The following is a 12,408-nucleotide window of genomic DNA, read 5'->3' as shown; positions in this document are numbered from 1 at the left end:
TATACTATCATGTATCCCGTATTAACTGATTAAATCTTCATTTTATTTCTCACGTCAGAAAAGTTGACTCTCGCAACAAAAGTAACCATACTACTTACACGAATACAAAAAACTACTCACATATCCACAAATAGGAGGAAGAAAAATGAAACATGTAATCGTTTATGCACACCCGAATACAGAAAGCTTCAACCATGCTATTTTAGAAACTGTAAAAAGTGAATTAGAAGGAAAAGGCCATGAAGTACGCGTTCGTGATTTATACGAATTAAACTTCAATCCAGTATTAAGCGCTTCCGATTTCATCTCATTTTCTCAAGGAAATACACCAGAAGATATTAAAGAAGAGCAGGAGCATATCTCTTGGGCTGATAGTATTACATTCATTTACCCAGTTTGGTGGGCGGGACTTCCTGCTATTTTAAAAGGATACGTTGACCGTGTATTTAGCCACGGCTTTGCTTATGCTTACGGTGAAAATGGCATTGAAAAGTTATTAAGTGGTAAAAAAGGATTGTTATTATCTACAATGGGAAATTCGAAAGAAGTATACCTAGCCGGCGGTATGTTTGACGCAATGAAGAAAACAGCGGATGTTGGTATTTTTGAATTTACAGGAATTGAAACACTTGAGCATACATTCTATACAAGTGTTCCTTCTGTGGATGATAGTGTGCGTAAACAATATCTTGAAGAAGTTAAAGAAGTTGTGAATCGCGTATTTTAATGAAAAAATCCGGTTATAAGACCGGATTTTTTCTATTTCATCATTAATTTAGGAATATATCTTTGAAGGATATTTTCTACCTCATCCATATCCTCTTCTCTAATAAGTAAATTGATATTATCATTCATTTTCTCTCGCCCGCGATATAAAAAAATATTTTCCTTTGAATTCCCCCATGTAGATGTTTTATACCCTTTTAATTCTTCATACGAATAAAAATTTAATCCGTCTATTACGCCTTTTTCATATATTTGTACACTCTTAATGAGATGAATAGCTAATAAAGTCATTAAACAACTTGCTGCTGCATAACTACCTGACTGAACAAGAAACTGTTCAACTGTCCCAATATCACCACTTACGTATTGAGTATGCGTATACATACATTGTCCGATGAAGTACGCTGGTCCAAGTAATACGATCCAACGTCGTTTCAACCTGGGATATGTTGCAATAAGTTTTCCAGCACTTTTTTTCATATCATTTATTTTATATATCTTCCATAGAACAAAACCTAAAATACATAGTGTTAAAATAAAAATAATACATGACATCAAATACACTTCTTGGCCCCCAACCATTATTCACATATGCTAACAACTTGATTTTACCATTTATATCCACATACCATATATGCAATTATGCATAAAAAACAGGTAACCTCTTCCGGTTACCTGCATTTCATTACATCTTCTCAATCCACTCCGTCAAGTTATGCACAACTTGCGTCGGTTGAACTTCGTATTCTGTTAACTTCTCCACAGTTGTTACTCCAGTGTGGACAAGAAGGGTATGCATGCCAGCATTTACTCCCGCTAAAATGTCCGTATCGTAGTTATCCCCAACCATTAATGCCTCATCTTTTCCTATGCCAAGCACTTTTAACGCTTGTTCCATAATGATTGATTCCGGTTTTCCGATAAAGATTGGATCCACACCTGTTGATACTGCTACAACTGATGTTAATGAACCATTACCTGGTAATAATCCTCGCTCAGTCGGAATGGCAATGTCCCCATTTGTGGAAATAAACGTTGCGCCGTTACGCACAGCAAGACAAGCTTTTGCTAATTTTTCATATGTGATGTCACGATCTAAACCGACAACAACGAAATCAGGATTTTCATCCACAAGTTCAAATCCTTTTTCCACAAGTGCATCGTGTAAGCCTTCTTCACCAATCATATATACAGTTGCATCTTGTTTACGCTCATAAATGAAGTTTGCTGTCGCCATACTCGTTGTGAATACTTGCTCCGCTTTTGCTGGAATATCAAAACGAACAAGTTTTTCTGCCACTTGTTCTGGTTTACGAGTTGAGTTATTTGTAACGAATAAATATGGAATGCCGCGTTCTCCTAATGCTTTTACGAAGTCGCTTGCTTCTTCAATTTGCTCTTCTCCGCGATACATCGTACCGTCTAAGTCAATTAAATAACCTTTATACATCGATTATGTCTCCCCTTCTATGCTAACGTTCTCATCTATCATACCACTCTTATATTACCCCCTTTTTCCAAAGAAAAAAACGCTTTACCCTAAAGCGTCCCATAACGTTCATTTTTTCTCTTTTATTTGGTACGAACAATTACAATCGCCCACGCACATGTTCGTTAACATTTTCACATTTGCCCCTGCAAATAACCGCTTGTACATATCTTTTTCATCTTCACACACTTGCGGGAATTTCTCCGCTATTTCCTTTAACGGACAGTTTTGCTTTTCAAGTATGAAAGAGTGTTCCCCATCTCTCTTTATTTGAACCATATAACCACTTTTCTCTTGCATAGCAGCTATTTCCTGTACTTTATACGCTAAATTACTTTGATTACTTATCTTCTTTTTTAACTGTTCTTCCATTCGTTTCGTTCTCGCTTGTAAAACATAGCGAAGTATTTTTTCATCGTCCATTCGAGCTAAATCATCTAATATTTCAATAGCAAACTGCTTATATTCTTTCGGGAATGTATCTTCTCCCTTTTGACTTAGTCCATACAAATATGTTGGTCTTCCAACATGCTGCCTTACCATCTTTGAATAAATTAGCTCATCATTCTCTAGTTTACTTAAATGCCTTCGGATCGCCATCTCTGTAATTTCTAAAGCTTCGGCTAATTCTGCTACAGTATGCTCGCCCTTTACCTTCAATAATTGTATAATTTCTTCTTTCGTAGTACGTGCTTCCCCCATAGCTTACCCTTCTCCCTTTTCTCTCTCATACATAATATAAGATCCCCAAAAAGGCACCTTGGGGATCTTATAAGCATAATTATTCTGGTACAAATGCAGATACAGGTCCTAATTCCTTTTCTAAATAACTGCGAATATTCGCTGGGTATTTCTCTACCACTGCGATATGTTTTTGAATCGTCTTATATAACTCATCATGATTCATTTGAATATAATCTTGCGTAAGCATTTTTCGAAGAAGGATAACTTCCTTCATGCCTTTTCCTTCTTCTTCACTTATGACTCTCTCGTCAATTAAAATATCGATAATATCTTCGTAACTTCCCGGATCGCGCATAATAAATCCATCAATCATCGCATTTCCTACATCTAATACACAATCAATAATTAGATGTGCTATGCGTTCTAATGCGTAAAATTCAAACTCGGTTTCATATATCTTTTTCTCTTGAAATGTACTTGTTGCTCGTTCTAAACATACTAGCATTTGTTCTATTTTCTTTCTGTCTACAAAATACATGAATGTCACCTACCTGGAAATTAAAGCATTTACATTTTAATTGTAACGCTTTCTTCTGAAAAAATCGACAATTTTTCGAATTCACCTTTTCCTCGTTATTTGTTATAGTTATATTTGTATGATTTTTGAAATTGGAGGAATGGAATCTTGGAACGTGAACTCGCACTAGAAATTGTCCGTGTAACAGAAGCAGCAGCATTAGCATCCGCACAGTGGATGGGCCGCGGAAAGAAGAATGAAGCAGATGATGCAGCAACTACAGCAATGCGTGATATGTTCGATTCAGTAAACATGGCAGGTACAGTTGTAATCGGTGAAGGAGAACTTGATGAAGCACCGATGTTATATATTGGTGAAGAACTAGGAACAGGTATCGGTCCAGAAGTAGATATCGCCGTTGATCCATTAGAAGGTACAAACATCGTTGCAAAAGGCCTTGCAAATGCAATGGCAGTTATCGCAATCGCAGATAAAGGAAACCTTCTTCATGCTCCAGATATGTACATGGAAAAAATCGCGGTTGGTCCAAAAGCAGCTGGTAAAATTAGCTTAGATGATCCAATTGAAAAAACAATTGAAATTGTAGCAGAAGCAAACAATAAAAAGATTCGTGACCTAACGGTTATCGTGCAAGAACGTGAACGTCATCAAGATATTATTGACCGTGTTCGTGCAAAAGGTGCACGCGTAAAATTATTTGGTGATGGAGATGTTGGCGCATCAATCGCAACAGCTTTACCTGGAACAGGTATCGACTTATTCGTAGGTGTTGGCGGAGCTCCAGAAGGCGTTATTTCTGCAGCAGCATTAAAATGCCTTGAAGGTGAAATGCAAGCACGCTTAGTTCCAATGAACGAAGAAGAAGAAGCTCGTTGTCGTGAAATGGGATTAGAAGATCCTCGTCAACTTCTTATGCTAGATGACTTAGTATCTGGTGATGATGCAATCTTCTCAGCAACAGGTGTATCTGCTGGTGAGTTATTAGACGGCGTGAAATTCCTTGGTGGAGATTTAGCTGAAACATATTCTATCGTAATGCGTTACAAAACAAGAACGGTACGATTCATTAAAACACACCACCATTTAGATCATAAACCACACTTAAACTTAGATATTTAATAAAAGGAGCCATGTGTATGGAAGAACGTTTCTTTCTGTACGACGATACAGTCGCTACAAAAACTCGTTTCGTTAGCTTTATGGGAGAAAATGAGCGTCATGATTTAGCGCTTTTATACTCCGATCGTCATTACGGTAAAACGATAGTCCTTGATATGCAGAGCAATAAATTTGCAATCATCGGTCCTGACGATTTAAACGAACCAGGCTACTTAGAGCACGCATTTTCTATGTCTGAAGAAATTGCAGAAGAATTACGCTCATTTTTATTTGAACTTATATAATTTATTTTATGCACCAGCTAAATTAGCTGGTGTTTTTTCACTTTAAGTATTTTGAATTTTCAAACCAATATGTTATAATTAAGAATAAATCTATTTGGATAGAAAGGACGTTATCTACGTATGCCAACAATTACTTTGTAATGGACCAGCAATTGGATAGCATTACTCTCAAAAAAGCACCGTGCTTTTTCAAGGGAGTAGTCTGCCCATTCCCATTACAAAGGAACGTAACGCATCTGTAGTATGATGTTTACGGAGGTTCCTCTTGGGGAATCTCCTTTTATTTTTGTCTACTTCTCCTGTCTTCATACTACAAGACATCCAAATAGCTGTATTACGTTCCTTTACCACTATATAAGAGGTGAAGGAAAATGCAGAAAGTACAACTTTCTTGGAGTTTATATGAAAACGAGCAAAACACAATCGAAAAGTATTGTAAAAATTGCAGACGCACTACCCTATTTACTGACACGAATATTCGTAGGCATAACGCCAATGGAAAAAACATATACCGCTTTGCCATTTATAAATGTCCGAAAGATCATACGTGGAATCAAAAACTGCGTATTTATAAATCATTTACTGATCACGTTGAAACAGTCGATATGACGCAGCAAGATCAAATAGAAACAACTACTACCATTTCCATTACGCAACATAAAGAAAATGATATAGCCGAAATCACGATCGTATTAGACCTCATTTTCGGTTCACACCGAATTGATAAAGCCTTATCCACATATATTTCTGATTGGAGCCGTACACTCATTGTGGATAAAATTAAAAATGGGGATATACAGTTGAACGGACAACAAATGAAACCAAATACAATACTTTCTGAAGGCGATTCTATTTCGATTTGTTTATGAATGAGAATATGCAAAAAAATCCTCTTACAATCGTAAGAGGATTTTTTTATTTCTTCACTTTTCGTAATACAAAATGTGCACAACCGAAGTTACAGTACTCGTATAAATACTCTGATAAAGTGCTAATTTTCGTATCATATGTCGAACGTTGATTACTATCATCAAAGAATCCGCGCAATCTAAGTTGCTCATAGCCCCAGTCCCCAACGATATAATCATATTTATTTAAAATTTCTGCATAACGCTCTTTAAATGCTTCTTCACTAAAACCGTCACGAAAGTTTTTAATTACTTCGTACTGCACATTATTAATGCTCACCGTAGCATGCATCTCTTGCTCTTGCTTTTGCTCCATCATTAACTTCCTCTCTAAGCATTCTTCTTTTTATCGTATCACAAAGCATAACAACCAACAATTTCAAATACAAAAAATTGCAAATTAGTACATGCTATGGAGAAGGAGGTGATACATCGTGAAAAAACAAATTTTACTTTCCCTTCTCACTCTTTCCTTGTTTGCAGGCTGCCAATCAACAAATAAAGCCGAAATGGAAAGTGAAGAAGGAAGCCGTGTTCTTGTTTCCAACAAAAACGACATGTATCATACAGAAAATACAAACACAAGGCTCACAAGAGTCGGCTATTCATCTAAACAAAAACATGAAGTATCTAACAAACAAGTAGGAGCTATTAACCGCGAGAAAGTTGCTGAAATGATTACAAGCATGACAGTTAAACTTCCCGATGTTGCAAATGCCGCTACACTCGTTACCGATGATGAAGTATTTGTTGTATACCGTGCAAACACAACGGATCCGAAACTCGTAGCGGATCAAGTATATAAAACTGCTTTGTCCATCGTTCCTCGCTATTATAAAGCATATGTATCAACAGACCAAAAGTTGATTTCTCAAATTCAAGGACTACAATCCGGTAGCTTAAATGATACAGAATATACACAAAGCCTCGACATGCTAAAACGAGAAATGAGCAAAAACCCTCATTTGAACAATACGGGGGATCAGACTTTGAATGATATGATTAAAAAATAAAAAGGTGGAAAAAACCTCCACCTTTTTTACTATTTCTTACGATCCGCATAAACCTCCATCGCATCACACATAAACTGCGCTAAACCCCCGCCAAACTTATCAATATTTTTCGTAAAACGCTCATCAGCAACATACATTTGGCCAAGTCCCTTAAAAGCATCTAACGAATAGTGACCGAAGTTTTGCAAATAATCGTACCATACTCCAATTGCTTCTTGCGCCTCTTTAGAATCAGGTGCTCCGTGTCTAAGCGTCGCTAAATTTCTATAAATATCATTAAACTCTTCTTGCTTCTCTTTTGACATGCCTTTCGCATATTCATTCGCTTTATCTACAGCTGTATCCCCCCATCTTTCACGTGCTTCTTCTTCATATGGGTTATGGCTGAAATCAAATCCTTCAAATTTTTCTTTGTTCGTCATTTCAATCTCTCCTTTTGTATGCTGAATTGTTTTATTAATCGTCGCTATCACCTTATCCAATCTAGCCCGCTTTTCAAGAAGCATTTTCTTATGAAGCTGTAATGCCTCTTCACGGTCGAATGAAGGACTCATGATAATTTCCTTAATCTTCTTTAAAGGGAAGCCAAGCTCTTTAAAAAATAAAATTTGCTGCAATGTTTCTAAATTTTCATTGGAATACAGACGATATCCAGACTCTGTCGTCTCATCTGGGGTTAACAACCCAATTTCATCGTAATGATGCAGTGTGCGCACACTAATTCCAACTAAATTAGCTACTTCTTTTACCCTCATTGTCATGCGTATCTCCCCCTCAATATATACGATAAAGTATGACGCAACGTTAGAGTCAACAAGAAATTCATTTGTTTTTTGAAAGATTCATCTCTCCACATTCTCCTACATTTCATGCATAATATATATGTACATACATTAGAAAGCGGTGAAAGTATGGTTTCAAATACTGTAATTGCCAGCATCGTATTTCAACTCGTTGTTTCGATTCTGGCCCCAATTATTGTACTCGTTTATTTCCGTAAGAAATATAATATTAATTTGAAAATAGTTGGCGTTGGTGTCCTTATCTTTATCGGGTTTACCCAAATTCTCGAAACACCATTCCAATTATTCATGCGTGGTAATCCCACAACAGCTGAGTTTTTAAAGAACCCATTTATCTTTTCGATTTTCGGCGGACTAACTGCTGGTATTTTTGAAGAACTAGGTCGTTTCGTTGCCTTTTACTACTTACTGAAAAAATATCGAGATTATAAAGACGGTCTTGCGTATGGAATTGGGCACGGCGGTATTGAATCGATTTTAGTCGGCGGATTCGCCGGGCTTCAAACTCTTACCTTTGCAACATCTATTAACAATGGTAGCTTCGCTCAAATGGTTGAACAATACCCACAATTGAGCCATATCAAGGACTTGTTAATAGAGCAACCTGCCTATTTATACTTACTTGGTAGCCTAGAAAGAATTATGGCATTAGTACTGCAAATTGCCTTCACAATGCTTGTCGTATACGCGGTAAAACAAAAGAAATACATTTTCCTCGTATACGCTATACTATTCCACGCACTTGTAGACTTTTTCGCAGCACTTTATCAAACAAAAATGATTAACATCTTTGTCGCAGAAGGAATTACTCTTCTCTTCGCGATTGGTGGTTTCATTCTTATTCGTAAAATGAAAGAGAAATTAGTGAGTATGCCAGAGTAAAAAATAGCCCACCAATTGGTGGGCTATTTTTTATATAGATTTTCGTAGTGATGATAACTTTCCCCCCCTCGCAGCTCCCTCTTTGTTTCTGCATCTATAACGATGTACTTATGAAACTCATCTACTTCATCTTGAGAAAAGGAACCAAAAAAATAAACTTGGCGATCTGGATGAACAAACGAATCTTGAATCACCACGCTACTACGACAGCCGACAGCTGTTTTTTGTCGGAAGGTAAATTCTGCATCTTGTACTTCTTTCCATAAAATTTTCTTTCGAACACTATACGACGCATTTTTGTATTCCTTATAGACCTTCTTATCTAACTGTTCATAAAATAGATTTTCATTCACAAACGATTTGTTTTGATTGCTCGGGTATTCTAATTCTTGATTTGATTGTGCATATATTGTGGACAATTGTACGAGAAAACAAATACTGAATACAATGCATATCATTTTTTTCATAATTGCACCTCGATTTTCTACCCCGCTATTTGCGGACTGTAAGACCCCCATCTCAAAATTTGGTGAATGCGAGGGAGTTATATGGGAGTCGGGCTGCCCGATTGGTGAAGGCTAATAATCCGTGGACAAATCCCCCACGGATTATTAGCCTTCACTTTATTATCCACATTACTTTTCCACATACTTAGATTACTATGCCCTTTCCAATAAAAAGGAATTTTCCCACATTTGTCGAAGTATATATGGTCAACTTGAAAGATGGGGATGAAATATGAAGAAAATTATTGTAATCAGGCATTGTTCAGCAACTGGACAAGAGCGTAATGCCGAATTAACAAACATAGGAAGAGACCAAGCAAACAGCCTTGCTACATTCCTCTTAGAAAATAATCTACAAATAGATTATATTATTTCAAGCCCTTTTGTCCGCGCTATCGATTCTATTCGGCCCTATGCGCTCCAAACTAATTTACCTATTCAAGAGGATGAGCGATTAGCAGAGCGTATATTAAGCAACGTTCCAATGGATGATTGGATGCAAAAACTAGAATCCACTTTTACAAACATAGATATTGCCTTTTCGGGCGGAGAGTCAACAAAACAAGCTATGGATCGCGCCATCTCACTTATTCAGGAAGTTTTAAAACTAGAGCATGACACAACATTACTCGTTACACACGGCAACTTGCTCACATTAATTTTAAAGCACTTTGATCATACTATTGGCTTTGATGAATGGAAAACTCTAACTAATCCTGATATTTATGAAATTACACTTGATGAACAATCTATCATAAAACGATTATGGGAAGCGTCATCCAAGTAATATCCCTTTCCAATACATTCAGTTGACACTGCGAGAAGATATGCTAGGGCTGCAGTAAAACATAGAGAGGGGTATCATTCAATATGTACGAAGACGTACTTTCTTTACTACATAAAACAAATGCTTCTTATGAAAAATTTGAACACGAACCAGTACTCGATTATGAGACAGATCGCATCGTTCGTGAAAGGCTCGGCTTACAAGGTACTCCAAGTAAAAGCCTATTTTTAAAATCAAAATCCGGGGAGTACTACGTATTCTTTACATTAGAGGGAACTCGTCTCAACCGAGGAGAGATGAAAGAAATAACAGGAAAAAACTTATCTCTCTGTTCTCCTGATGAGCTAAGAGAAGAAACTGGCTGTACTCCAGGATGTGTAGCTCCTTTCGGTTATTCACAAGATGTAACGATTATTGTGGACAGTTCAATTTATACTTACAATAAAATTTTAATTACACCTGGTGTACCTGAATTTACAATTGAATTATCCACAGAGGAATTAAAAAAGATTTTATTAACATGTCCAAATCTAGTCTTGGAGTACAAACAAAAAGAGAGCTAATGATTAGCTCTCTTTTTTCATTATTTCGCTTCTGCTGTTTTTTCTTTTGCAGAACGTACTTGCTCGTCCGCATGGTAAGAAGAACGCACAAGTGGGCCAGCCTCACAGTGGCTAAATCCTTTGCTAAGTGCAATTTCTTTTAGCTCTGCAAATTCTGCTGGTGGGTAATATTTAAGAACTGGTAAATGCTTCTTAGATGGTTGTAGGTATTGTCCAAGAGTTAAAATATCCACATTGTTTGCACGTAAGTCATCCATTGCTTCAATTAAATCTTCTCTTGTTTCACCTAAGCCCACCATAATGCTCGATTTAGTTGGAATATCAGGCTGCATTTCTTTTGCTCGACGTAAAAACTCTAATGAACGGTCATATTTTGCTCTAGCGCGAACTCGGTTAGATAATCGACGTACTGTTTCAATGTTATGGTTCAAAATATCTGGTTTTGCATCCATTAACATTTTTAAGTTTTCTTCTACCCCACCCATATCAGATGGTAATACTTCGATTGACGTAAATGGATTTTTGCGACGAACAGCGCGTACTGTTTCAGCAAAAACAGCTGCCCCACCATCTTTTAAATCATCACGTGCAACCGCTGTTATAACAACGTGCTTTAAGCCCATTTGTACTACTGAATCTGCTACGCGTTCTGGCTCTTGTAAATCAAGCTCAGTTGGCAAGCCTGTTTTAACCGCACAAAAACGACAGGCACGTGTACAAACCGCACCTAAAATCATAAATGTTGCTGTTTTCCTTACAGCCCAGCATTCATGAATATTCGGACATTTCGCTTCTTCACAAACGGTATGAAGATTCTTAGAACGCATCATTTTCTTTAAGCCTGTATAGTTTTCATTCGTGTTTAACTTAATTTTCAACCATTCGGGCTTGCGCTTATACTCTGTTTGTTTTGTCATGGTTATCAACTCCGCACAATATGAAATAGTTTACCGTGTTCGCTTCTTTCAATGTAACATATCTATTCTAACGTATGAAAGCGATTTGCTCAAATGAAGATTCTAAGATTTTTTCCAATCGTTCCCTATAATGAAATACTCCGTATATCCCACACTAAAAAGAGTGATGTTGTGAAAGGAGTCTATTTCATGCTTCGAAAAATTTCTCTTTTGCTTTCGATTTGCTTTCTTCTCCACCAAAACATCGCTTACGGTGAAGATAATCAGCAAAGCATATATGAAAAGCGCATGGCACTATATAAAGAAACTGAGCAATCTTCAGGCATTCCGTGGTATTACTTAGCTGCAATGGATCAATACGAAAGAAACATACGGAGCGTAAGAAAGGATATTCCGAAAAAACCAGATGCCATCATTTCCCTTTATTTCAAACCTGAAATATGGGCTGGACCTGTTAATAGTAACGATACTCTCCCCCATACGATTTCTCTATTTGGCGGAATGGGTTTAGATGGTGACAAAGATGGATTTGCAAATGCAAATAACGACCGTGATCTTCTGCATACCGCAGCAACTATTTTAAAGAAACAAGGAACGTCAGAAGACCATATTAACATTATGCTTTGGGAATATTATAGACGTGCAAAAACAGTTGAATTAATTACAGAATACGCCCGAATTTATAAGCATTATGGACGTATTAATTTAGAAGGAAATGCTTTCCCTCTCCCAATCCGCAGTGACAATAGCTACCGTAGTACTTTTGGAGCTGGAAGAAGTTTTGGCGGGAGACGTATTCATGAAGGAACCGACATTTTTGCTGGATATGGCGTACCCGTAAGATCAACTTGCTATGGCGTCATTGAAACAAAAGGATGGAATCGTCTTGGCGGATGGCGCATTGGTATTCGTGACCTTCATAATAATTATCACTATTACGCTCATTTAGGCGGGTTCTCTAAAGAAATACAGCTCGGACAAATTGTTGAGCCAGGAAAAGTAATCGGATTTGTCGGTAGTACCGGTTACGGTCCTCCTGGCACAGCTGGAAAATTCCCGCCCCACTTACATTTCGGCATGTATAAAGACAATGGCTACACAGAATGGGCTTTCGATCCATACATGCATTTAAGTCTTTGGGAGCGAAAAGAACGAGCGAATACAAAACGATAACCGTAGCAAATCGCTA

17 protein-coding genes are annotated in these 12,408 nt (G+C 37.2%); 9 read left to right on the top strand and 8 right to left on the bottom strand.

The window, feature by feature from the left end; genetic code table 11:
* Nucleotides 1-145 precede the first annotated feature (145 nt).
* Nucleotides 146-727 (top strand): NAD(P)H-dependent oxidoreductase, encoded by a 582-nt coding sequence (locus JDS80_RS20835; RefSeq protein ID WP_199639883.1) that lies wholly within the window; start codon nucleotides 146-148, stop codon nucleotides 725-727.
* A 32-nt stretch (nucleotides 728-759) separates the two neighbouring features.
* On the opposite strand, the gene JDS80_RS20830 is transcribed toward JDS80_RS20835, so the two are convergent.
* The 4 genes from JDS80_RS20830 to JDS80_RS20815 all read right to left on the bottom strand — a co-directional run bounded on the left by JDS80_RS20830 (nucleotide 760) and on the right by JDS80_RS20815 (nucleotide 3,437).
* Nucleotides 760-1,290, bottom strand: coding sequence for an iron ABC transporter substrate-binding protein (locus JDS80_RS20830; protein WP_098888364.1), 531 nt, complete (start codon nucleotides 1,288-1,290; stop codon nucleotides 760-762).
* Between the two features lie 121 nt (nucleotides 1,291-1,411).
* A complete protein-coding gene (locus tag JDS80_RS20825) occupies nucleotides 1,412-2,176 on the bottom strand; it encodes a TIGR01457 family HAD-type hydrolase (RefSeq protein WP_000276470.1) in 765 nt (254 codons plus the stop codon).
* Nucleotides 2,177-2,284: 108 nt separating this feature from the next.
* The gene (locus tag JDS80_RS20820; protein ID WP_071748204.1) at nucleotides 2,285-2,917 is read right to left on the bottom strand and encodes a helix-turn-helix transcriptional regulator; all 633 of its coding nucleotides are present in this window, start codon (nucleotides 2,915-2,917) and stop codon (nucleotides 2,285-2,287) included.
* Between the two features lie 79 nt (nucleotides 2,918-2,996).
* Nucleotides 2,997-3,437: a DUF86 domain-containing protein gene (locus JDS80_RS20815; RefSeq protein WP_071748203.1), complete on the bottom strand. Its 441-nt coding sequence runs from the start codon at nucleotides 3,435-3,437 to the stop codon at nucleotides 2,997-2,999.
* A 147-nt stretch (nucleotides 3,438-3,584) separates the two neighbouring features.
* On the opposite strand from JDS80_RS20815, the gene glpX reads away from it, so the two are divergent.
* The 3 genes from glpX to JDS80_RS20800 all read left to right on the top strand — a co-directional run bounded on the left by glpX (nucleotide 3,585) and on the right by JDS80_RS20800 (nucleotide 5,709).
* Nucleotides 3,585-4,556, top strand: a complete 972-nt coding sequence (glpX, locus tag JDS80_RS20810) for a class II fructose-bisphosphatase (RefSeq protein WP_071748202.1) — start codon at nucleotides 3,585-3,587, stop codon at nucleotides 4,554-4,556.
* Between the two features lie 17 nt (nucleotides 4,557-4,573).
* Nucleotides 4,574-4,840 (top strand): DUF3055 domain-containing protein, encoded by a 267-nt coding sequence (locus tag JDS80_RS20805; protein WP_000392612.1) that lies wholly within the window; start codon nucleotides 4,574-4,576, stop codon nucleotides 4,838-4,840.
* A 371-nt stretch (nucleotides 4,841-5,211) separates the two neighbouring features.
* Entirely contained in the window at nucleotides 5,212-5,709 is a 498-nt protein-coding gene (locus tag JDS80_RS20800; protein ID WP_071748199.1) for a cytoplasmic protein, read from the top strand.
* A 46-nt stretch (nucleotides 5,710-5,755) separates the two neighbouring features.
* Here JDS80_RS20800 and JDS80_RS20795 read toward each other — a convergent pair whose 3' ends face one another.
* Nucleotides 5,756-6,067: a YutD family protein gene (locus JDS80_RS20795; protein ID WP_002003766.1), complete on the bottom strand. Its 312-nt coding sequence runs from the start codon at nucleotides 6,065-6,067 to the stop codon at nucleotides 5,756-5,758.
* A 115-nt stretch (nucleotides 6,068-6,182) separates the two neighbouring features.
* Between JDS80_RS20795 and JDS80_RS20790 the strand changes: the two genes are divergently transcribed.
* Nucleotides 6,183-6,761, top strand: a complete 579-nt coding sequence (locus tag JDS80_RS20790; RefSeq protein ID WP_071748198.1) for a YhcN/YlaJ family sporulation lipoprotein — start codon at nucleotides 6,183-6,185, stop codon at nucleotides 6,759-6,761.
* Between the two features lie 29 nt (nucleotides 6,762-6,790).
* On the opposite strand, the gene JDS80_RS20785 is transcribed toward JDS80_RS20790, so the two are convergent.
* Nucleotides 6,791-7,522, bottom strand: a complete 732-nt coding sequence (locus JDS80_RS20785) for a MerR family transcriptional regulator (protein WP_071748197.1) — start codon at nucleotides 7,520-7,522, stop codon at nucleotides 6,791-6,793.
* 108 nt (nucleotides 7,523-7,630) lie between these two features.
* Here JDS80_RS20785 and JDS80_RS20780 point away from each other — a divergent pair, with 108 nt between their 5' ends.
* The gene (locus JDS80_RS20780; protein WP_071770917.1) at nucleotides 7,631-8,446 is read left to right on the top strand and encodes a YhfC family intramembrane metalloprotease; all 816 of its coding nucleotides are present in this window, start codon (nucleotides 7,631-7,633) and stop codon (nucleotides 8,444-8,446) included.
* A 23-nt stretch (nucleotides 8,447-8,469) separates the two neighbouring features.
* Here the strand turns inward: JDS80_RS20780 and JDS80_RS20775 are convergent, their stop codons facing one another.
* Entirely contained in the window at nucleotides 8,470-8,913 is a 444-nt protein-coding gene (locus JDS80_RS20775) for a hypothetical protein (protein ID WP_199639882.1), read from the bottom strand.
* Nucleotides 8,914-9,184: 271 nt separating this feature from the next.
* Between JDS80_RS20775 and JDS80_RS20770 the strand changes: the two genes are divergently transcribed.
* A complete protein-coding gene (locus tag JDS80_RS20770; protein ID WP_071748194.1) occupies nucleotides 9,185-9,739 on the top strand; it encodes a histidine phosphatase family protein in 555 nt (184 codons plus the stop codon).
* An 83-nt stretch (nucleotides 9,740-9,822) separates the two neighbouring features.
* Entirely contained in the window at nucleotides 9,823-10,302 is a 480-nt protein-coding gene (locus JDS80_RS20765; RefSeq protein WP_071770919.1) for a YbaK/EbsC family protein, read from the top strand.
* 20 nt (nucleotides 10,303-10,322) lie between these two features.
* Here JDS80_RS20765 and lipA read toward each other — a convergent pair whose 3' ends face one another.
* Entirely contained in the window at nucleotides 10,323-11,219 is an 897-nt protein-coding gene (gene lipA / locus JDS80_RS20760) for a lipoyl synthase (RefSeq protein ID WP_000166375.1), read from the bottom strand.
* A gap of 189 nt (nucleotides 11,220-11,408) precedes the next feature.
* Here lipA and JDS80_RS20755 point away from each other — a divergent pair, with 189 nt between their 5' ends.
* Entirely contained in the window at nucleotides 11,409-12,392 is a 984-nt protein-coding gene (locus JDS80_RS20755) for a M23 family metallopeptidase (protein WP_071748192.1), read from the top strand.
* Nucleotides 12,393-12,408 lie beyond the last annotated feature (16 nt).

The organism is Bacillus cereus group sp. N8 (assembly GCF_016483685.1).
GTDB lineage: Bacteria > Bacillota > Bacilli > Bacillales > Bacillaceae_G > Bacillus_A > Bacillus_A proteolyticus.
This window is presented reverse-complemented; position numbering and strand designations above follow the sequence as displayed.

What these genes read in the sequence shown, in the direction of transcription:
- JDS80_RS20835 (WP_199639883.1), top strand. Translation starts at nt 146, where the DNA reads ATGAAACATGTAATCGTTTATGCACACCCGAATACAGAAAGCTTCAAC.
- JDS80_RS20825 (WP_000276470.1), bottom strand. Translation starts at nt 2,176, where the DNA reads ATGTATAAAGGTTATTTAATTGACTTAGACGGTACGATGTATCGCGGA.
- JDS80_RS20820 (WP_071748204.1), bottom strand. Translation starts at nt 2,917, where the DNA reads ATGGGGGAAGCACGTACTACGAAAGAAGAAATTATACAATTATTGAAG.
- JDS80_RS20815 (WP_071748203.1), bottom strand. Translation starts at nt 3,437, where the DNA reads ATGTATTTTGTAGACAGAAAGAAAATAGAACAAATGCTAGTATGTTTA.
- JDS80_RS20805 (WP_000392612.1), top strand. Translation starts at nt 4,574, where the DNA reads ATGGAAGAACGTTTCTTTCTGTACGACGATACAGTCGCTACAAAAACT.
- JDS80_RS20800 (WP_071748199.1), top strand. Translation starts at nt 5,212, where the DNA reads ATGCAGAAAGTACAACTTTCTTGGAGTTTATATGAAAACGAGCAAAAC.
- JDS80_RS20795 (WP_002003766.1), bottom strand. Translation starts at nt 6,067, where the DNA reads ATGATGGAGCAAAAGCAAGAGCAAGAGATGCATGCTACGGTGAGCATT.
- JDS80_RS20785 (WP_071748197.1), bottom strand. Translation starts at nt 7,522, where the DNA reads ATGACAATGAGGGTAAAAGAAGTAGCTAATTTAGTTGGAATTAGTGTG.
- JDS80_RS20780 (WP_071770917.1), top strand. Translation starts at nt 7,631, where the DNA reads ATGCATAATATATATGTACATACATTAGAAAGCGGTGAAAGTATGGTT.
- JDS80_RS20775 (WP_199639882.1), bottom strand. Translation starts at nt 8,913, where the DNA reads ATGAAAAAAATGATATGCATTGTATTCAGTATTTGTTTTCTCGTACAA.
- JDS80_RS20770 (WP_071748194.1), top strand. Translation starts at nt 9,185, where the DNA reads ATGAAGAAAATTATTGTAATCAGGCATTGTTCAGCAACTGGACAAGAG.
- JDS80_RS20765 (WP_071770919.1), top strand. Translation starts at nt 9,823, where the DNA reads ATGTACGAAGACGTACTTTCTTTACTACATAAAACAAATGCTTCTTAT.
- lipA (WP_000166375.1), bottom strand. Translation starts at nt 11,219, where the DNA reads ATGACAAAACAAACAGAGTATAAGCGCAAGCCCGAATGGTTGAAAATT.
- JDS80_RS20755 (WP_071748192.1), top strand. Translation starts at nt 11,409, where the DNA reads ATGCTTCGAAAAATTTCTCTTTTGCTTTCGATTTGCTTTCTTCTCCAC.